This is a genomic window from Minwuia sp. (assembly GCF_048007105.1).
Classification (GTDB): domain Bacteria; phylum Pseudomonadota; class Alphaproteobacteria; order Minwuiales; family Minwuiaceae; genus Minwuia.
On the sequence record NZ_CP180352.1, the window covers coordinates 4,025,788 to 4,044,452 of the forward strand.

The following is an 18,665-nucleotide window of genomic DNA, read 5'->3' on the forward strand; positions in this document are numbered from 1 at the left end:
GCGGTCTCAGGTCCCCGGGTCGGACCCGGGGATTTCAGACCGGACTACCGGCCTTCGAGCATCTGCGCGGTGGCTTCCTCGTTGGCGACATAGGCCTTGATGGCCTCCTCGCCGGTCATTGCGGTGTCCGGATCGAGGCCGTCGCCGTGACGGATCAGGTTCAGCGCGAACCAGCCCATGCCGGCCTTGGGCGGCTTGATCTCCTTTTCCCAGGTGCCGACAGTCTCGGCCCCGGCCAACAGCTTGTTCGGCGCATCCGTATCGACGCACATGGGCCGGCCCAGCCCGATCATGTCCAGCGCCCCCGAAGCCAGCGCCTCCTCCATGCCGGCGCGGCTGCGGAAGCCGCCGGTCACCATCAACGGCAGCTTCGTGACGCCACGGATCTTCTCGGCATAGTCCAGGAAGTAGGCCTCGCGCTTTACCGTGCTCTCGGCAACGCTCCTGCCCTCGCTGGTCTTTGAGCCCATCATCGATGGCTCCTCGTAGTTGCCGCCCGAGATCTCCAGATGGTCGATCCCGGCCTGCTCCAGCCACTGCACCACCTGCAGGCTGTCATCGCTGTCGAAACCACCCTGCTGGAAGTCCGACGAATTGAGCTTCACTGAGATGACATAGGACGGACCGCAAGCCTCGCGGATGGAGCGGCAGATGGTCAGCAGCAGCCGCGCCCGGTTCTCCAGGCTGCCGCCCCACTGGTCGGTGCGCTGGTTGACCAGCGGCGTCAGGAACTGGCTGAGCAGGTAGCCGTGGGCGGAATGCACCTGAACGCCCGTGAAGCCCGCATCCTGCGCGACCTTCGAGGCGTGCGTGAAACGGGCGATGACGTCGTCGACCTCTTCCGCGGTCATTGCGCGCGGCGGCGCGAAGGCGCTTTCCGGCAGGGCCAGCTTGACCGCGGAAGGCGCGACCGGCGCCTCGCAGACCCGGCGCGGCGTCTGGCGTCCCGGATGGTTGAGCTGCATCAACAGGACGGTGTCGTTGGCGGTGCCGGCCTCGGCATAGGCCTTCAGGCGCGCCATCTGCTCGGCGTCCTGCGGCCCGTCGATCACGACATTGCCCGGCCGTTCGAGATAGCGGCGGTCGACCTGAACATTGCCGGTGACGACGATACCCGACCCGCCGGCGGCCCAGCGGCCATAGAGGCTGACATGACGTTCGGTGGCGCGGTTCCAGCCGTCGGACAGGCCCTCGGTCAGCGGCGCCTTGCCGAAGCGGTTCTTGACCGTGACCCCGCAGGGCAGTGTCAGCGGGCTGGCGAGCGAAATGGCGTTCATGAATGCGTTCCTCCCCGAAGCATCGATGCGCCATGAAACTTCCCGGAAATTTGCGCTGGATCAAGCCCCGCGCCTGCAGGACAGGCAGAATGCCGCCACATCAGAGGGAAGGAGCGCGCCATGGCGTCCATATCGTCCATCGTGAAGAAACATGTCGAGGCGGCCGTCGCCGAGGCGGCCGAGACCGGCTATTCGGCGGAAGATACCGCCCGGTCCATGCTGTCCTTCGTCATGGCGATCTACCGGGAGGACCGCGAGGTCGAGGCCATCGCCGAGGAACTGCAATACGTCATCGACAATCTCGATCCGGAGCGCGAATACGCCTTCATGCGGCCCTGAACCGGGCCGCAATAGAGACGGGGCGCGTCCGGAGACGCGCCCCGCCGGTCATGCGGCGTTCGGACCCGAACGCTACTGGGCCGTCACGACCGTCATGACAAGCTTGCCGTCCACCTTCACCGGGCCGTCTTCCTTGGCGCCCAGCGAATACTCGAAGATGCCGGTCTTCATGCCGCCATTCTCGCCATGCAGCATCAGCATCAGCATGTCGCCCGGCTTCACCGGCTCGGTGAGAATGGCCGTGACGTTCTCGTTCATGCCGGCTTTCAGCGGCGCGTGACCGACCACCGGACCGGGCTTGCCGGAAGCGTCCGTGCGGTGGACCACCATCCAGCCGTTCTTCGGCGCCACGATGGACGAGGCGGAGACGGTGCCGCCTGCAACGCTCTGGTCGCCGGCCTTCACCGAAAGCATGGCGTGCGATCCCGCGAACGCCGCGCCGGACAACAGCATGGCCGCCGCAACACCCGTGACGATTAGCTTGGACTTCATTTCAGGAACTCCTGTTCTGATGAAACTCGCTCGGTCCCCGTACCTGCAGGCCGGACACCGTTGCGGCTGGCCCGTGTTGCCCCCGTTCCGGCATTCCTGAACCTCCGCGGTGCAGCTGCGTGTACGCGTCCCGATTCCGCGACAGCGGCCGGCCGATTGGCTCCTCCGCGGCGCAGGACCTTTTTCCAAAGGTCGATTCAGCTACGCCGGGTCTTCGCGACCGGATGCAGTGGAAAAAAATCTTTCAGGGAAGCTGTTACGAGCCGCCGGAAAATGCGTCACGGAACTGTTGCGGATCGCTGATAGCGTTAAGATGCATCAGCTCTGGAGGAGGTGAAGATGCTGTTTTCCAAATGCAATGCCACCGCATTGGCGCTTGCCGCCGCGGTATCGCTGGGTGCCGGTGCCGCCCAGGCCAAGAACGCGATCATCATCGGGATGCAACAGGAGCCGACGGTCCTCGACCCGACGGCCGACGCCACGGCCTCGATCGATTCAATCTTCACCAACAACGTCTACGAAAGCCTGACCTCGGTCACCGAGCAGGGCGAGATCGTGCCGGCGCTGGCCGACAGCTGGACGATCAGCGACGACGGCAAGGTCTTCACCTTCAATCTCGCCGACAACGTGACCTATCATGACGGCACCACCTTCGATGCCGATGACGTCAAGTTCTCCTTCGACCGCGCCATGGCCGAGGACAGCGTCAACCCGACCAAGGGCATCTTCAAGCCGATCGAGAGCGTCGAGGTCGTCGATCCGGACACCGTCCGCATCACGCTGAAGAACCCCGACGCCTTCTTCCTGTTCAACATGGCCCAGGGCGACGCGTCGATTGTCGCGCCGGAGAGTGCCGAGACCAACAAGACCAATCCGGTCGGCACCGGCGCCTACCGCTTCGACAGCTGGACCCGCGGTTCCGAGATGACGCTGGTCAAGAATGCCGACTACCGCAAGGCAGCGGACGTTCAGATCGAGAAGGTCACCTTCCGCTTCGTCGCCGACCCGGCCGCCGCCGTCGCCGCCTTGCTGTCGGACGAGATCGACGCCTTCCCCGGCATGCCGGCGCCCGAAGTGCTGGAACAGTTCAAGGCGGATCCGCGCTTCAACGTGGTGGTCGGCACCACCGAGGGCGAGGTCATACTGGCGCTGAACAACGCCCGCGCCCCGTTCAACGACATCCGCGTCCGCCGCGCGATCAACCACGCGCTGGACCGTCAGGCGATCATCGACGGCGCCTATTACGGCTACGGCCAGCCGATCGGATCCTTCTTCCCGCCGCACCACAAGTCCTATGTCGATCTGACCGGCGAATATCCGCATGACGCCGCGAAGGCAAAGGCGCTGCTGGCCGAGGCCGGCGTGACGAACCTGTCGGTGACGCTCCGCACCCCGCATTTCCCCTATGCCCGCCGCTCGGCCGAGATCGTGCAGAGCCAGCTCGGCGAGGCCGGCATCGACGTGAAGATCGAGCAGGTCGAATGGGGCTTCTGGATCGGCGAGGTCTACAAGAAGCTCAACTACGACATGACCATCATCGCCCACACCTCGCCGAACGACCTTGGCAATTTCGCCCGCGGGCCGGAGTATTTCTACGGCTACGACAATCCGGAGTTCAACGCGCTGTGGGAGAAGATCTCCACCGAGACCGATCCGGCGAAGCTGGACGCCCTGCTGAAGGACGGCCAGCGCATGATCACCGGAGACGCGGTGCACGGCTTCCTGTTCCAGCTGCCGCTGCTCGGCGTCTGGCGCAAGGAACTGTCGGGCTACCGCAAGTCGTCGCCGGTGCTGTTCGCGCCGCTGATGGAGCTCCGCTGGAACTGATCCGCGGCGAAGCCGTTACGGACCCCCGCGCGACGCATGGGGCGCGCGGGGGCTGCCTTTACGCATGACCCGCTTCCTGCTGCTCCGCGTGCTGACACTGGCGCTGACGCTGCTGGCGGTCTCCTTCATCGTCTTCTGGACCATGAACGCGCTGCCGGGCGATCCGGCGATGGTGATACTTGGTCTGGATTCGACCGAAGACGCCCGCGCCGCCCTTCGGGCGCAACTGGGCCTCGACGATCCCTTCCTGCAGCGCTACCTGGCCTGGTTGATCGGCGCGCTGCAGGGTGATTTCGGCACAAGCTACAGCTTCGGCGTGCCCGTCGGCGGGCTGATCGCCGAGCGCCTGCCGGTCACAGTGCCGCTCGGCCTTTCGGCGACCGTGCTGACGGTGATGGCGGCGCTCGCGCTCGGGGTCTTCGCTGCCTCGCGTCACGGCCGCGCCGGCGACTTTGCTGTCATGGGTCTGAGCCAGCTCGGCATCGCCATTCCGGCCTTCTGGCTGGCGATCCTGCTGGTCATCCTGTTCTCGGTGAACCTCCGCTGGCTGCCGCCCGGCGGCTTTCCGGGCTGGTCGGACCCGCTGGCGGGTTTCGCGGCGCTGGTGCTGCCGACCGTCGCCATCGCACTGGTCCAGTCGGCCATCCTTGCCCGCATCACCCGATCCAGCGTTCTGGAGGTGATGCGCTTCGACTACGCAAACACGGCCCGCGCCAAGGGCCTGAGCCGGGGACGGACGATGCGCGGGCACGTGCTGCCCAACGCGCTGATCCCGATCATCACCGTGATCGGCATGATGTTCGCCAATGTCGTTACCGGCGCCATCGTGATCGAGAACGTCTTCTATCTGCCGGGACTGGGACGGCTGATGTTCCAGGCCATCACCAACCGCGATCTCTTCGTGGTCCAAGCGCTGGTGCTGTTCTTCGCGGCCACGGTCGTGTTCGTGAACTTCGCCGTCGACGTCCTCTACGCCGTGATCGACCCGAGACTGCGCGACCGCGTGAAGCGGGACGGCCCATGAGACGGATCTCCCTGATCATCGGCGGTTTGCTGGTCGGGACCGTGCTGCTCTCGGCGCTGGTCTCACTGGTCTGGATGCCGCACGACCCGACCGCCATCAACGTCAAGCAACGCTTCCTGCCGCCGTCGGCGGAACACTGGCTGGGCACCGACCAGCTGGGCCGCGATCTGATGAGCCTGCTGATGGCCGGCGCCCAGAGTTCGGCGCTCGTCGCCTTCCTGTCGGTCGGTATCGGCGGGCTGACCGGCGCGTTGCTTGGCATGGCCGCCGCGGCGCGGGGCGGGCTGCTGGAGGAGGCGGTCATGCGTTCCGCCGACCTCGCCTTCGCCTTCCCGGCGCTGCTGTTCGCGATCATGCTGGCAGCGGTCTACGGACCGTCCCTGACCAATGCGATCCTGGCCATCGCCTTCATCAACGTGCCGATCTTCGCACGCATGACCCGGGCCGCGGCGAACCAGATCTGGGTGCGGGAATACATCACGGCAGCCCGCGCCATGGGCCTCTCCACGCGGGCCATCGCCTGGAAGCACGTGCTGCCGAACATCGGCGCCATCCTGCTGATCCAGGCGACAATCGAGTTCGCGGTGGCGATCCTGGCCGAGGCCGCCCTCAGCTATCTCGGACTCGGCGTGCAGCCGCCGACCCCGTCCTGGGGGCGCATGCTGGCGGAGGCCCAGACGCTGCTGTTCCTTGCGCCGCAGCTCGCCATCTGGCCGGGCCTGTGCATCGTAGCGGCCGTGCTGGGCTTCAACCTTCTGGGTGACGGGCTGCGCGATGCGCTCGACCCGCGGTCCCGGCTGCCAAGGGTGACCACCACCCGGACCGGCTAGACGGCCTTTCGGGCAAAGACCGCAGCGGCCCCGATCAGCGCCAGACCGGCCAGCCCGCCATAGGCCAGGCCGTAGCCGCCCGCCTGCACCGCAGCGCCGAAGACAGCAGGGCCGATAACCAGGCCGAAATAGGTGCAGAACACGGTCGCGCCCGTCGCGGCGGCAATCTTCTCCTGCGGCACGATCCGCGCCACCTCGGCCAGGTAGACGCCGTTCCAGCCAGCCGCCGCCGCACCGCAGAGCGCGGCGATGGCCAGTACGGCCATCCAGGACGTATCCGGCCCGATGGAGGCCAGCAGCGTGACGCCGACGGCGGTGACCAGGCCGAAGCCGGCAAGCAGCGGCCGCGGCCGCCGCCAGCGGTCGTTGATCCATCCGGCGAGAATGCGCATGGCGAAGCTGGAGCCCTGCATCACGGCATAGGCGACCCCGGCATCGACCAGTGTGAAACCCGCCTGCCCGGTCAGGAAGATCACCGTGTAGGTGAACATGATCATCTGCCCGCCGCCATAGGCGAAGGCGGTGAAGGAGATGAAGGGCAGCAGCGGATGCGACTTCATGCCTTCCAGCGGAATGATGTCGCCGAAGCGGACCCGGACAGGCTGACGCGGAAGGTCCCGCTCGGGGTCGAGCCGCGCCCGCCAGGGCTGCACGATGAAAATCGTGACCGCGGTCAGCGCAAGCACCGCTAGAACGGCGGACATCCAGCCGAAGGTCTCCTCGATCAGCGGCAGGCTGAGACCGGCAATGGCCCCACCGATCGGCACGCCCGACTGCTTGATCGAGAAGTAGAGGCCGCGGCGCGCCGGCGGAGCGTGTCTGGCGAGAAGATGCGAGCCGCCCGGCGCATTCGGTCCATAGCCGAGGCCGATCAGGAGCGCGCCGGCCAGGGCGATCCACCAGTTCTGGAGCAGCAGCGCCATCAACCCGGCGACCGACAGCAGCAGCCCGGCCTGCGTCAGACGCACCGCGCCCTGCTGGCGGATGAAGACCGCCGCCAGCGGCGAGCCGAACATGGCTCCTGCGAAAGTGACCCCGCCGAACAGACCGATGCCCGCCTCGTCCAGACCCAGCTCCGGCGGCAGGGCCGGCGCCAGCACCGCCGCGGACATGAAGATCACCGCCGCCACGGACTGCAGGACAAGCGTCACGCCGAGCGCCGTGTTCGGGAAGGTTGTCTCGTGCTGCTGTGTCATCGGGTTCGCATCCGCCGCAACCTTTAGCGGCGGCAGGCGGCGGCAGCAAACCGGCGGTGCGGCATGCGGCCATTCACCGGGCGCGGAGCGTCTGGAAATTGCCGCATTCGGTGTCTATGTTCCAGCCCATGAAAAGAGCTCTGATCCTGACGATTGCGGGTCTGACGGCAATGCTGTCCGGCGCTGCGCTGGCCCAGAACGCGCCGCAGGCCATCGGCGAGTACCGGGACTGGTCCGCCTGGGTGTATCGCAACAGCGGAACCAAGGTCTGCTACATCACCTCCTCGCCGACGGAAACGCTGCCGAGGGGCGTGAACCGGGGCGACATCCATTTCTATGTCTCCCACCGGCCGGATCAGGGCGTAACGGGCGAGATCTCGATGATTCTCGGCTATCCCTTCGCCGAGAACGAGGAAGCAATCGCCCGCATCGGCGGCAGCGAGTTCGGCATGCGGACCGACGGCGAACGCGCCTGGACTGCCGATCCGGCGGATGACTCCCGCTTTGTGAACGCCATGAAGGCCGGACGGGACATGAAGGTCGAGGGACTGTCGAGCCGCGGCACCAAGACCACCGACACCTACTCGCTGCTCGGATTCACCGCCGCTTACGACGCAATCGGCAAGGCCTGCAACTGATGACGGCAGCGGTCACACCCGAGGTCCGGGCCACCGACCGCCCGCACGCCGCAGGTTTCGACCCTCGGCCCAATCTGGTTGGCATGGACCGCGGCCATGGCCGAGGCTCTGCGCACCGCGGGCAAGGATCCGGCCAAGGTGCGTATGCGCGCGAACCAGCTGTTCCACTGGATCTATCACCGCGGGGCGATGAGCTTCGACGAGATGACGTCGATCTCCAAGGCCTGGCGCGCCGATCTGGATCAGCGTTTCGTCATCGGACGGCCCGAGGTCACCGCCTACCAGCAGTCGGTCGATGGCACCCGGAAATGGCTGATGCGCTTCGCCGACGGCCACGAGGCGGAAGCTGTGCACATTCCCGAAGAGGACCGTGGTGCCCTCTGCGTCTCCAGCCAGGTCGGCTGCACGCTGACCTGTTCCTTCTGCCACACCGGCACACAGAAGCTGGTCCGCAATCTGACCGCCGGCGAGATCGTCGCCCAGATGCTGGTTGCGCGCGACACCATCGGCGAATGGCCGACGCCGATGGACGGCAACCGCATGATCTCCAACATCGTCATGATGGGGATGGGCGAGCCGCTGCTGAATTACGACAACGTCGCGAAGGCGCTGAAGATCGTGATGGACGGCGACGGTATCTCGCTGTCGAAGCGCCGGATCACGCTGTCGACCTCGGGCGTGGTGCCGATGATCGAGCGCTGCGGCCGGGAACTGGAGGTCAACCTCGCCATCTCGCTGCATGCCGTCAGCGACGAGCTGCGCGACGTACTGGTGCCGATCAACCGCAAGCACCCGATCGAGGAACTGATCGCCGCCTGCCGCGCCTACCCTGCCGCGAACAATGCGCGCCGGATCACGTGGGAATACGTGATGCTGGACGGCATCAACGACAGCCCGGCCGAGGCGCGGGAACTGGTGCGGCTGATCAAGGGCATCCCGTCCAAGGTGAACCTCATTCCGTTCAATCCCTGGCCCGGCGCGCCCTACGCATGCTCGAAGCCCGAGGCCATCGAGAAGTTCGCGAGGATCGTCAACGACGCCGGCTATTCCAGCCCGGTGCGGACGCCCCGCGGACGGGACATCATGGCTGCCTGCGGACAGTTGAAGTCCGCCAGCGAACGCGGCCGCCGCGAGAAGACCGGCGTCTCCGAGGCGGCAGGCGTCTGATCCGTATCCCGAGGGGGCCGGCATGGCACGAATTCCCGGCCTGATCGCGGCGCTTCTGCTGCTCCCCCTGCAGGCGCTTGCCGGCAATGGCTGTTTCGACAATGTCGACCGGCGCGTCCAGCAACTGATTGCGAACGGCGCCGCACCCGGCATCGCGGTCCGCATCGATCATGGCGGCCGGATCGTCCATGACAGCCAGATCGGACGGCTGACGCCGGACGTTGCCGATGAGCGGCCATTGCCGCCCGACGCCATCTACCGCATCTACTCCATGACCAAACCGATCACCACCGCCGCCGCGATGATCCTTGTCGAGGAGGATCGGATCGCGCTGGAAGATCCGATCTCCAAGTACCTGCCGGAGTTCGATAACATGGAGGTCCAGGAACTGACCGGGACCGTCCGCGCCGAACGGCCGATCCGGGTCATCGACCTGCTACGGCACACCTCCGGCATAACCTATGGTTTCTTCGGTTTCGGACGGGTTCGCTTCGCCTACGAAGCCGAAGACGTTGGCTCTTCCGCGGACACCAATGCCGAACTGGTGGAAAAGATTGCGGCGCTGCCGCTGGAGCACCAGCCCGGCACGGTCTGGGAATACTCGTTCTCGACCGACGTGCTGGGCCGCCTGATCGAGGTGGTCAGCGGCCAGCCGCTGGACCTCTTCCTGTGGGAGCGCGTGTTCGCGCCGCTCGGCATGACGGACACCGGCTTCGTCATCCCGGAACCGCAGGCGGACCGTATCGCCGAGCCGCATGGCAGCCTGCCCGACTACACCGTCGACCGGCCCTTCAAATCGGGCGGCGGGGGGCTGGCCTCCACGATGGAGGACTATCACCGCTTCACCCGCATGATTCGCAATGGCGGTGAACTGGACGGCGTCCGGCTGCTCCGGCCGGAGACGGTGGCGCTGATGCGCCGCGATCACGTCTTCAGCGCCGGGCTGGGCAAGGGCAAGTACTACGTCCCGGGACCGGGACACGGCTTCGGACTCGGCTTCGCGGTCAAGACCGAGGACGCGTTCGGGGCGCTGGCGGGACCGCCGGGCACGATCTACTGGGGCGGATATGCAGGCACCACCTTCTGGATCGATCCGGTCAACGATCTGATCGTCATCGTCATGGTGCAGACCACCACCGAACGCATGCTGGTGCGGACCGCCATCCGGCAGGCCGTCTACGGCATCTTCAAAGACGACGGCACGCCCGGGATGAACTGCGGCGGCTAGATCAGACCGCGATCCACCGACCTTCTCCGGCCGCGCGGTAGACGGCCTCCTCGATCTCCACATTGCGAAGGTAGGCGAACACATCCGTCTCCGCCGCCGCGCCATCCAGGAAATGCGCAATGGCGTGCGACTGGAAAGCATGCACGCAGTCGCCGCCGAAGCCGTGGTCGCTCCATCTGTAGACGTGTTCGCGCTCCGGCTGCCCGTTCGGCTTCAGCCAGAGCGATCCGTCGCCGGCCAGCCGGAGCCGGGCATCCGAGCCTTCCAGCCACATCTCGCCCATGGTGAGGCGCGGGTTCGCCGCCTCGAACTCGCCCAGCCGGTTGCCGTCATAGGTCCCGCGGCCGCCGCCCCGGAACCGGAACAGGACGATCCCCGCATCCTCGCCGGCGATGACGGGGTTCAGGCGGCGGAGGTCGGCGAAAACCTCGCCGACCTCCCCCATCAGGTAACGGAGGGTGTCAATGAAATGGATTGCGGTCTCGTGGATCAGGAACCGCGTCATCTGCTGGAAATAGGGCTGGCGCGCCATGTAGGCGTCCGGACCGCGGCCATCGCCGGGCCGCATCCGGAAGACGATGGAGACCGGGTCGCCCAGCAGCCCCCGGTCCAGCAGCCGCCGCGCCTCGCGGTACCAGGGCTGGAAACGGAAGTTCTCGTGCACCAGCATCGTGATGCCGTAGCGCTTGGCCAGCGCGGCGACCGCCCGGGCACCGGCGAGATCGTCGGCCAGCGGCTTCTGGACGATCATCGGCAGGCCGGCTGCCGCAACCTGCTCCGCTACCGCCAGACGGGCCGCGGGCGGCGTGATCACGTCGACCAGATCCGCGTCGCTGGACGCCAGGGCTTCAGCCACATCGGTGAAGACCGGCGCGCCGCCGATGGCTTCGGCCCTCCGCCGGTCGAGATCGCAGATGCCCGCCAGTTCGGCGCGGCCGAGCCGTTTCCAGCTGTCATAGTGGAACTGGCTGAAGTAGCCCGCGCCTATGCCCAGAACTCTGAGAGTTCGCCCGGTCATTCGAACGCCCTCCGTTGTCACCCCCGCCTTGTGCGGGGGGCCGGTGCGTCTTCGCCGCCGGTCGATAGATTGACCGGATGCCCGCAGGAAGCGGGCATGACAGTGAGTTCCGACGCAATCACCGTCGGGTGCCCAGTTCGGCGATCACCGCGTCGCCTGCCGCTTCGGTGCCCGCCGAGCCGCCAAGATCGCCGGTCAGCGCCGCACCGCTCTTCAGCGCAGCGGCCACGGCGGCCTCGATCGCGGCGCCGGCCCGGATCATGCGCTCGTCCTCGCGCTTGCGGCCCAGCCAGTCGAGCATCAGCGCCGCCGACAGGATCATTGCATTCGGATTGGCGATGCCCTTGCCCATGATGTCGGGCGCGGTGCCGTGGCTCGGCTGGAAGACCGCGCAGCCATCGCCGATATCCCCGGACGGCGCCAGACCCAGCCCGCCCACCAGACCGGCCGCGAGGTCGGAGAGGATGTCGCCGAACATGTTCTCGGTGACCATCACGTCGAAGTCCCAGGGCCGCTGCACCATGATCATGGCGCAGGCGTCGACGTAGAGCCGGCTGGTCTCGACATCCGGATAGTGCTCGGCCACCTCGTCGAAGATGCGGCGGAAAAAGGCCATGGAACCGAGGACGTTGGCCTTGTCGACCAGGGTGAGATGCTTGCGGCGCTGCCGCGCCAGCCGGAAGGAGAAATGGAAGAGCTTCTCGGAGGTCTCTCGGGTCACTTCCATGATGTCCCGCACCGCCCGGTCGCCATCCGTCTGTTCCTTGCCGCGTCCGACGAAAAGGCCTTCGGTGCTCTCCCGGACCAGCACGAAGTCGATGCTGGCGCCGCGCGGGTCCTTCAGCGGAACCGCGTCGGGCAGCCAGGCCCGGATCGGCCGGACGCCGCCATAGAGGCCGTGGATCTCGCGGAGATCGATCTGCGGCACGATCTCGGTGTTGTCGGCATAGCGGATGTTCGGCAGTCCCATGGCCGCCAGCAAGGTCGCGTCCGCAGCGGCCACCGCATCGACCGTCGCCTGCGGCAGCGCCGATCCATGGTCGCGATAGTGGCCCGCACCGGCCGGGTGCTCGGCGGTCTCCACCCGGAAACCGTACAGATCAGCGGCGCGTCCGAGCACGCGCAGGGCCGGAGCCATCACTTCCGGTCCGATGCCGTCGCCCGGCAGAACCGCAATCGAGATCGTGTCGTTCAGTGTTGCCTCCCCTGCGCCAGCGGCGTTTGTCGTTTTGCCGACGGACGATAGTATCAACGCCGGGAGAAGGCGAGACGAAGCGGGGAGGCTTTGAATGGCTGCCGACAAGAGTGAATGGGTCATCGGCAAGACGCTGGCCCGGCAGGCGCGCGAGCGCGGCGACAGCAACTTCATCAAGTACGAGGACGGCGACTGGATCACCTACGCCCAGGCGCACCGGGCTTCGAACGCCATGGGCAACGCCTTTGCGGGCATCGGCGTCCAGCGCGGCGAACAGGTCATCGTCATGCTGCACAACCGCCTGGAATACATCTGGTGCTGGTACGGGCTCAGCCGGCTCGGCGCCGCGGCGGTGACGGTCAATACCGCCTACAAGGGCCGCTTCCTGACCCATGTCATGACCAACACGAAATCGCGCTTCGCGGTTGTCGAGCCGGAATTCCTCAGCTGGATCGCCGATATCGAGGACACGGTGCCGGATCTGGAGCGGGTCTACGTCATGGACGGCGTGCCCGCGGACGCACCGGCCTTCAAGCGCCTCGAGATCCTTGACTTCGACGACCTTCGCGGCGGCGCGGAGGACGACATCGATGTCGAGGTCACCTATCGCGACATCGGCACCATCATGTTCACATCCGGCACCACGGGACCGTCCAAGTCCGTGCTGATGCCGCATGGCCACCTGCACCTGATGGGCGAGGCGATGAAGCAGTCGATCGGCCTGACGCCCGACGACCGCTACTACACCGCGATGCCGCTGTTCCACGCACAGGGGCTGATGATGCAGGCCTACGGCACGGCCATCGCCGGCGGCAGCCTGGTGATGAAGAAGAACTTCAGCCCGAAAACCTGGATCGACGATGTCCGTGAGAGCCAGGCGACGGTGACCAACCTGCTGGGCGTGATGAACGATTTCGTGCTGGCGCAGCCGCGCCGCAATGACGACGCCGACAACAATCTCCGCGCCATCTGCGCCCTGCCCGTCACCCATGAGACCATGACGACGCTGGCCGAGCGTTTCGGCGTGAACAAGTTCGTCGAACTGTTCGGCATGACCGAATGCAACCTGCCGGTCTGGCGGCCCCTCGACGCCCCGAACGAGGCTGGCTGCTCGGGCAAGGTCTGGGACGAGTATTTCGAGGTCATCGTCGCCGATCCGGAGACCGATGAGCCGCTGCCCGTGGGCGAGGTCGGCGAGATTCTGGTCCGCCCGAAGGAGCCCTTCTGCTTCATGCAGGGCTATCAGGGCATGGATGACCGGACTGTTGAAACCTGGCGGAACTTCTGGTTCCACACCGGCGACGCCGCCCGCTTCGACGAGCGCGGCTACCTCTGGTACATCGACCGGATCAAGGACACGATCCGGCGCCGCGGCGAGAACATCTCCTCCTACGAGGTCGAGGCGGTGCTGCTCGAACACCCCGACATCGTCGAGGTTGCCGCCATCGCCGTGAAGGCCGAACAGGGCGGCGAGGACGAGGTGATGGCCTGCATCGTGCTGGCCGAAGGCGCCGAAAAGCCGGATCCCGCGGCCCTGCTGGACTACTGCGCGCCGCGCATGCCCTATTTCGCCGTCCCGCGCTTCCTGGAATTCGTCGACGAGATTCCGAAGACGCCGTCGTCCAAGATCAAGAAGAAGGACCTAAGGGACCGCGGCCTGACCCCCGCCACCTGGGACAGGGAATCGGTCGGTTACAAGGTGAAGCGCGACTGACGGCTCTCCCGGGTCCAACACGGGCGAAATTCGACAGAAGCATTTGCCGAACGCCCCTGCCTGCCCTACCGTAAGGCAACCGCATTAGCGGTTGGGGAGGAAATCATGGCGCAACCCATCGAGGTGTCGCCTGTCACGCCCGTCATCGGCGCGGAGATCAGCGGCATTCAGCTGTCGCAGATCGACGACGACGATTTCGCGGCGATACGGCGCGCCTTTCTCGATCATTCGGTCCTGTTCTTCCGCGATCAGGACATGACGCTGGACCAGCACAAGGCGTTCGGAAAACGCTTCGGAGCGCTGCATGTGCATCCGATGGCCAGGTCCGGCAAGGGCTACAAGGGCATCGACGGACACCCCGAGGTCCTGATCATCCATGCCGACGAGAAGACGACGCGGACGGCCGGCGACACCTGGCACTCGGACGTCTCCTGCGAGCCGGAACCGCCGATGGCCAGCATCCTGCAGCTTCATACGGTACCGGAGAGCGGCGGCGACACGCTGTTCGCCAGCACCTATGCCGCCTATGACGCCCTTTCCGAGCCGATGAAGCAGCTTCTGGCTGGCCTGAAGGCCGTGCATGACGGCGGGCCGAACTACCGTGACCGCTCGGCGCGGCAGGGCATCGAGGGCGGCGAGTTCCCGAACGCGGTGCATCCCGTGATCCGCACCCACCCCGAAACCGGCCGCAAGGCCATCTTCGTCAACGAGAACTTCACCAGCCACATCGAGGGCATCCCGCGCGACGAGAGCGACGCGATCCTGCAGTTCCTCTACCGCCACATGGCGAAGCCGCAGTTCCACTGCCGCTTCCGCTGGAAGCCGAAGTCGGTGGCCATGTGGGACAATCGCTGCACGCTGCATCACGCGATGTGGGACTACTTCCCGAAGACCCGGACCGGTTACCGGGTCACCGTCGAGGGCGACCGGCCCTTCTGATCCGGTCAGAACCGCAAGAGGAGCATTGGCGATGGCCGATACTGCACCTTCCTACTCGAACATCGACGTCCGCAAGCTGACGCCGTCCATCGGCGCCGAGATCCGGGGCGTGGACCTGGCGAAGGGCCTGAGCGACACCGAATTCGCCGAGGTCAAGCGCGCCTTTCTGGACAACCAGGTGGTCTTCTTCAAGGAACAGTCGCCCATCGCGCCGGACGTCCAGGTGGGGCTCGGGGAAATGTTCGGGCCGCTGCATTTCCATCCGGCGGCGCCGCATCTGGAGGGCTATCCGCCCATCTTCGTCATCCATGCGCACAAGGATTCCAAGGTCGCCAATGGCGAGGGCTGGCATACCGACGTTTCCTGCGATGAGACACCGCCCATGGCGACCATGCTGCAGCTCCACAAGCTGCCGTCGACCGGCGGCGACACCATGTTCGCCAGCATGTACGAGGCCTACGAGGCGCTCTCGCCGGCGATGCAGCAGTTCCTGCAGACGCTGACCGCCAGCCACGAATCCGAGCATGTCTATCGCGGCCGCTATTCCGACCGTGGCGTCGACGACAAGGACAAGGTCTACCCGTCGGCCGTGCATCCGGTCGTGCGGACCCATCCCGAGACCGGCCGCAAGGCGCTCTACGTCAATCGGGGCTTCACGACGAAGATCAACGAACTCTCGAAGAAGGAGAGCGAGGTACTGCTGAAGTACCTGTTCGGCCACATGCAGGAGCCCTTCTTCCAGGTGCGCTTCAAGTGGTCGGTGAACGACGTGGCGCTGTGGGACAACCGCTGCGTCCAGCACCGCGCGCTGTGGGACTACTGGCCGGAAGAACGCAAGGGCCACCGCGTCACGATCAAGGGCGACCGGCCGTTCCTGGCCGCCTGACAAAGAAGAAACCGGCAACGGCATTCAGGGAGGAAATCATGAAACACGCATTCATCGGCGCCGCACTTGGCGCCGCGGCGATGCTCGCCTCGACGGCGGCGAGCGCCGAGGAGATCGTCGCCAAGTTCTCGACCCACTGGGGTCCGCAGCATCCGGCCTCGGTCCAGGCGATCAAGTATATCGACCGGGTGAACGAGAAGCTGAAGGGCAAGCTGAAGATCGAGGTCTTCCCCGCCGGTCAGCTGTTCGGCATCCGCGAGATCATGGGCGCGCTGGCCTCCGGTGCCGTGGAAATGGGCGCGGTCGTCGGCATCGTCAGCTTTCCGCCGATCAACCGGAACTACAACGTCACGGCCTTCCCGGGCTATTTTTCCAGCTTCGAGAACCAGCGGGACTTCTTCGAGAACGATCCCGTCGGCAACGAGGTCTGGAAGGACATCCTGACCCGCACGCGGACCACGGTACTGGCCTACAACCCGGTCGGTCCGGCCGCGATCTACTCGACGAAGGCCGAGCTGCCGACGGTCGAATTGCTCGCCGGCCTGAACGCCCGCGTGCTGACCAATGCCGACCGCGCCCGCTGGGACGCGCTCGACGTCGGCAAGATGGTCTCGATGCCGACGCGCGAGGTCTATACCGGCCTGCAGAACGGCACCATCGACACGGTCTCGACCGTGCCCGGCGCCATCAAGGCCTACAGCTGGTGGGAATATCTGAAGTCGGCGCAGTTGCCGTGGATCAGCTTCGCGGACGCCTACATCATGACCAACACGGCCTGGTTCGAAGGCCTGCCCGCCGATATCCAGAAGGTGCTGCTGGAAGAGGGCGCGATCCTGAGCCAGGAATTGACCTCGGACATCATGTCGGCCTCCGACGCGGTGCATGAAGAGTTCAGGGCGATGGGCGGCACCGTCTCCACGCTGACGGGCGCCGAACTGGACAAGCTGCGCAAGCTGGAGGCCGACAAGGTCGCCCCGGCGCTGTCGGAAGAAGTCGACGAGGACGTCTTCGAGGCGCTGAAGAAGTTCTCCGGCAGCTGACCCCGATGCAGACCGGGGCGGTCCGCGCAGCAGGCGGCGCGGCGTGAACGCGGTTGTCCTGATCTACCGCATCCTGCGGCGGATCAATGACGTGATTGCGGCGGTTGCCATGGCGCTCGGCATGGCAATCGTCGCGTTCGCGGCAATATCGCTGTTCGCGGCTGCGATCGAGCGGCACGTCTCAGGCCGGGGCTACGCCTGGATGAACGACCTGCCGCCCTTCCTGCTGCCCTGGTGCGTCTTTCCGTTGATGGGCGTCCTCTACCGCTCCGGCCGCCATATCTCGGTCGAGGTGGCGCCCAGCCTGCTGGGCGGCCATCGCCGGCACGCGCTGGAATTCGCCATCTCCGTCATCGTCTTCTCCTCGGCAGTCTATTTCTGCCATGCCGGCATCGACGCGACCGGCTTCTTCCGGATGCTCGGTGAGGTCACCGAGACCGAGATCCGCCTGCCCTTCTGGGCGCTCTATGCCGCCTTCCCGACGGGCTTCGCCATACTCGCCCTGTTCGCGCTGGAGGCGATGCTGAGGTCGGCGCTGGCCATGGGCGGCCGTCCGATGGACGAGGCAGCGGTGGAGGCGAATTCATGATCGCGCCCGCCGCAATCCTGTCGCTGCTGCTGCTGGCGCTTGCCGTGCCGATCTTCCTGGTCTTCGGCATCGGCTCCAGCCTGGTCGCGACGCTGCAGCTGAACCAGCCCTTCACAACGCTGCTGCAGGTCTCCTTCGGCGCGGTTACCAAGCACGTCATGCTGTCGATCCCCCTGTTCATCTTCGCCGGTCTGGTGATGCTGAAGGCCGGCGTGGCGCAGCGGCTGGTGCATCTGTCGGTCACACTGGTCGGCCACCTGCCCGGCGGCCTCGGCATCGCCATGGTGCTGGCGATGGGGTTCTTCGCCGCCTTCTGCGGCTCGATCCTGGCCGCGATCACCGCGGTCGGCTCGATCCTGATGCCGACCATGGTCGAACGCGGCTATCCCAAGCGCTTCGTGGTGGTTCTGGCGGCCGCAGCCGGCCTGCTGGAAGCCCTGATCCCGCCATCCAACGGCGCGATCATCTTCAGTGCCCTGACCAACGTGCCGGTCTCCAAGACCTTCGCCGCCGGCATCCTGCCCGGCTTCGTCTTCATGGGCCTGCTGATCGTCTATGTCGTCATCGCCTGCTGGAAGATGGAGCGGAGCCAGCGCTACGGCTGGGGCGAGCGCGGCCGTGCCTTCGTCGACGCCATTCCCGGCCTGACCACACCGGCGATCATCCTGGGCGGCATCTATGCCGGCTTCCTGACGCCTTCCGAATCCGCTTCGGTCGCCGCCGTATGGGCCATGCTCGTCGGCTTCTTCATCCACCGCGAACTGACCCTGCGCGGCCTGCTGGAAGCCCTGCGCGCCACCGCGATCACGACAACAGTGATCTTCTCGATCATCGCGATGGCGACCTTCCTGTCCGTGATCCTGACCTTCACCCGCGCACCGCAGGACCTGGTCGCCTACTTCATCGAATTCGGCGTCAGCCCGCTCAGTTTCCTGATCATCGTCGGCGTCATCTGTCTGCTGCTCGGCACCTTCCTGGAGGTTGTGCCGGTGATCTACCTGACGATCCCGGTCTTCATTGCCCTGATCGCGCACTTCCAGATCGACATCGTCCACTTCTACGTGGTCTTCGGCGCCTTCGTGGGGCTGGGCCTGCTGACCCCGCCGGTCTGCGTCGGCGTCTACACGGCGGCGGCGGTCATCGACGAGGCGCCGGAGCGGGCTTTCCGGTCCGTGCCGGGCTTCGTCCTGGTCGGTTTGATCTACGCCGCCCTGATGATCGCGTTCCCGGATGTCGCGACCTGGCTGCCGTCGAAGCTGTAGGCGG

Annotated in this window: 17 protein-coding genes and 1 pseudogene; 13 read left to right on the forward strand and 5 right to left on the reverse strand. The window is 66.1% G+C overall.

Annotated elements, in window-relative coordinates:
* Positions 1-44: 44 nt before the first annotated feature.
* On the reverse strand, positions 45-1,277 hold the full coding sequence (locus ACMVY4_RS19545; protein WP_416897630.1) for an NADH:flavin oxidoreductase/NADH oxidase family protein: 1,233 nt from the start codon (positions 1,275-1,277) through the stop codon (positions 45-47).
* A 120-nt stretch (positions 1,278-1,397) separates the two neighbouring features.
* Here ACMVY4_RS19545 and ACMVY4_RS19550 point away from each other — a divergent pair, with 120 nt between their 5' ends.
* Positions 1,398-1,616: a hypothetical protein gene (locus ACMVY4_RS19550; RefSeq protein ID WP_416897631.1), complete on the forward strand. Its 219-nt coding sequence runs from the start codon at positions 1,398-1,400 to the stop codon at positions 1,614-1,616.
* 72 nt (positions 1,617-1,688) lie between these two features.
* On the opposite strand, the gene ACMVY4_RS19555 is transcribed toward ACMVY4_RS19550, so the two are convergent.
* Positions 1,689-2,108: a DUF7282 domain-containing protein gene (locus ACMVY4_RS19555; RefSeq protein ID WP_416897632.1), complete on the reverse strand. Its 420-nt coding sequence runs from the start codon at positions 2,106-2,108 to the stop codon at positions 1,689-1,691.
* A gap of 339 nt (positions 2,109-2,447) precedes the next feature.
* Between ACMVY4_RS19555 and ACMVY4_RS19560 the strand changes: the two genes are divergently transcribed.
* The 3 genes from ACMVY4_RS19560 to ACMVY4_RS19570 all read left to right on the forward strand — a co-directional run bounded on the left by ACMVY4_RS19560 (position 2,448) and on the right by ACMVY4_RS19570 (position 5,789).
* Entirely contained in the window at positions 2,448-3,935 is a 1,488-nt protein-coding gene (locus ACMVY4_RS19560; RefSeq protein ID WP_416897633.1) for an ABC transporter substrate-binding protein, read from the forward strand.
* 64 nt (positions 3,936-3,999) lie between these two features.
* The gene (locus tag ACMVY4_RS19565) at positions 4,000-4,959 is read left to right on the forward strand and encodes an ABC transporter permease (protein WP_416897634.1); all 960 of its coding nucleotides are present in this window, start codon (positions 4,000-4,002) and stop codon (positions 4,957-4,959) included.
* Positions 4,956-5,789: an ABC transporter permease gene (locus tag ACMVY4_RS19570; protein WP_416897635.1), complete on the forward strand. Its 834-nt coding sequence runs from the start codon at positions 4,956-4,958 to the stop codon at positions 5,787-5,789. Before ACMVY4_RS19565 ends, ACMVY4_RS19570 begins: the two co-directional genes overlap by 4 nt.
* On the opposite strand, the gene ACMVY4_RS19575 is transcribed toward ACMVY4_RS19570, so the two are convergent.
* Entirely contained in the window at positions 5,786-6,985 is a 1,200-nt protein-coding gene (locus ACMVY4_RS19575; RefSeq protein ID WP_416897636.1) for an MFS transporter, read from the reverse strand. The two genes, ACMVY4_RS19570 and ACMVY4_RS19575, sit on opposite strands and share 4 nt — an antisense overlap.
* A 128-nt stretch (positions 6,986-7,113) precedes the next feature.
* Here ACMVY4_RS19575 and ACMVY4_RS19580 point away from each other — a divergent pair, with 128 nt between their 5' ends.
* From ACMVY4_RS19580 to ACMVY4_RS19590, 3 genes and pseudogenes are all read left to right on the forward strand, one after another.
* Positions 7,114-7,623: an invasion associated locus B family protein gene (locus tag ACMVY4_RS19580; RefSeq protein ID WP_416897637.1), complete on the forward strand. Its 510-nt coding sequence runs from the start codon at positions 7,114-7,116 to the stop codon at positions 7,621-7,623.
* A pseudogene (rlmN, locus tag ACMVY4_RS19585) lies at positions 7,623-8,790 on the forward strand (23S rRNA (adenine(2503)-C(2))-methyltransferase RlmN). The gene ACMVY4_RS19580 and the pseudogene rlmN overlap by 1 nt, the downstream one beginning before the upstream one ends.
* A 22-nt stretch (positions 8,791-8,812) precedes the next feature.
* Positions 8,813-10,018 (forward strand): serine hydrolase domain-containing protein, encoded by a 1,206-nt coding sequence (locus ACMVY4_RS19590; protein WP_416897638.1) that lies wholly within the window; start codon positions 8,813-8,815, stop codon positions 10,016-10,018.
* 1 nt (position 10,019) lies between these two features.
* Here ACMVY4_RS19590 and ACMVY4_RS19595 read toward each other — a convergent pair whose 3' ends face one another.
* Both ACMVY4_RS19595 and ACMVY4_RS19600 read right to left on the reverse strand, forming a co-directional pair.
* Positions 10,020-11,036, reverse strand: coding sequence for a Gfo/Idh/MocA family protein (locus tag ACMVY4_RS19595; RefSeq protein ID WP_416897639.1), 1,017 nt, complete (start codon positions 11,034-11,036; stop codon positions 10,020-10,022).
* A gap of 118 nt (positions 11,037-11,154) precedes the next feature.
* Positions 11,155-12,288 (reverse strand): isocitrate/isopropylmalate dehydrogenase family protein, encoded by a 1,134-nt coding sequence (locus tag ACMVY4_RS19600; protein ID WP_416897640.1) that lies wholly within the window; start codon positions 12,286-12,288, stop codon positions 11,155-11,157.
* A 37-nt stretch (positions 12,289-12,325) separates the two neighbouring features.
* On the opposite strand from ACMVY4_RS19600, the gene ACMVY4_RS19605 reads away from it, so the two are divergent.
* The 6 genes from ACMVY4_RS19605 (at position 12,326) to ACMVY4_RS19630 (ending at position 18,661) form a co-directional block, all read left to right on the forward strand.
* Positions 12,326-13,945, forward strand: coding sequence for an AMP-binding protein (locus ACMVY4_RS19605; protein WP_416897641.1), 1,620 nt, complete (start codon positions 12,326-12,328; stop codon positions 13,943-13,945).
* 105 nt (positions 13,946-14,050) lie between these two features.
* The gene (locus ACMVY4_RS19610) at positions 14,051-14,884 is read left to right on the forward strand and encodes a TauD/TfdA dioxygenase family protein (RefSeq protein WP_416897642.1); all 834 of its coding nucleotides are present in this window, start codon (positions 14,051-14,053) and stop codon (positions 14,882-14,884) included.
* A gap of 31 nt (positions 14,885-14,915) precedes the next feature.
* A complete protein-coding gene (locus ACMVY4_RS19615; protein ID WP_416897643.1) occupies positions 14,916-15,770 on the forward strand; it encodes a TauD/TfdA dioxygenase family protein in 855 nt (284 codons plus the stop codon).
* A gap of 38 nt (positions 15,771-15,808) precedes the next feature.
* Positions 15,809-16,810, forward strand: a complete 1,002-nt coding sequence (locus tag ACMVY4_RS19620) for a TRAP transporter substrate-binding protein (RefSeq protein ID WP_416897644.1) — start codon at positions 15,809-15,811, stop codon at positions 16,808-16,810.
* A 43-nt stretch (positions 16,811-16,853) separates the two neighbouring features.
* Positions 16,854-17,399, forward strand: coding sequence for a TRAP transporter small permease (locus ACMVY4_RS19625; RefSeq protein ID WP_416897645.1), 546 nt, complete (start codon positions 16,854-16,856; stop codon positions 17,397-17,399).
* The gene (locus ACMVY4_RS19630; RefSeq protein ID WP_416897646.1) at positions 17,396-18,661 is read left to right on the forward strand and encodes a TRAP transporter large permease; all 1,266 of its coding nucleotides are present in this window, start codon (positions 17,396-17,398) and stop codon (positions 18,659-18,661) included. The genes ACMVY4_RS19625 and ACMVY4_RS19630 overlap by 4 nt, the downstream gene beginning before the upstream one ends.
* The last annotated feature ends 4 nt before the right edge of the window (positions 18,662-18,665 follow it).

Bases quoted from the DNA above. Each gene is read 5' to 3' on its own strand.
- ACMVY4_RS19545 (WP_416897630.1), bottom strand. From the start codon at position 1,277: ATGAACGCCATTTCGCTCGCCAGCCCGCTGACACTGCCCTGCGGGGTC.
- ACMVY4_RS19550 (WP_416897631.1), top strand. From the start codon at position 1,398: ATGGCGTCCATATCGTCCATCGTGAAGAAACATGTCGAGGCGGCCGTC.
- ACMVY4_RS19555 (WP_416897632.1), bottom strand. From the start codon at position 2,108: ATGAAGTCCAAGCTAATCGTCACGGGTGTTGCGGCGGCCATGCTGTTG.
- ACMVY4_RS19560 (WP_416897633.1), top strand. From the start codon at position 2,448: ATGCTGTTTTCCAAATGCAATGCCACCGCATTGGCGCTTGCCGCCGCG.
- ACMVY4_RS19565 (WP_416897634.1), top strand. From the start codon at position 4,000: ATGACCCGCTTCCTGCTGCTCCGCGTGCTGACACTGGCGCTGACGCTG.
- ACMVY4_RS19570 (WP_416897635.1), top strand. From the start codon at position 4,956: ATGAGACGGATCTCCCTGATCATCGGCGGTTTGCTGGTCGGGACCGTG.
- ACMVY4_RS19575 (WP_416897636.1), bottom strand. From the start codon at position 6,985: ATGACACAGCAGCACGAGACAACCTTCCCGAACACGGCGCTCGGCGTG.
- ACMVY4_RS19580 (WP_416897637.1), top strand. From the start codon at position 7,114: ATGAAAAGAGCTCTGATCCTGACGATTGCGGGTCTGACGGCAATGCTG.
- ACMVY4_RS19590 (WP_416897638.1), top strand. From the start codon at position 8,813: ATGGCACGAATTCCCGGCCTGATCGCGGCGCTTCTGCTGCTCCCCCTG.
- ACMVY4_RS19595 (WP_416897639.1), bottom strand. From the start codon at position 11,036: ATGACCGGGCGAACTCTCAGAGTTCTGGGCATAGGCGCGGGCTACTTC.
- ACMVY4_RS19605 (WP_416897641.1), top strand. From the start codon at position 12,326: ATGGCTGCCGACAAGAGTGAATGGGTCATCGGCAAGACGCTGGCCCGG.
- ACMVY4_RS19610 (WP_416897642.1), top strand. From the start codon at position 14,051: ATGGCGCAACCCATCGAGGTGTCGCCTGTCACGCCCGTCATCGGCGCG.
- ACMVY4_RS19615 (WP_416897643.1), top strand. From the start codon at position 14,916: ATGGCCGATACTGCACCTTCCTACTCGAACATCGACGTCCGCAAGCTG.
- ACMVY4_RS19620 (WP_416897644.1), top strand. From the start codon at position 15,809: ATGAAACACGCATTCATCGGCGCCGCACTTGGCGCCGCGGCGATGCTC.
- ACMVY4_RS19630 (WP_416897646.1), top strand. From the start codon at position 17,396: ATGATCGCGCCCGCCGCAATCCTGTCGCTGCTGCTGCTGGCGCTTGCC.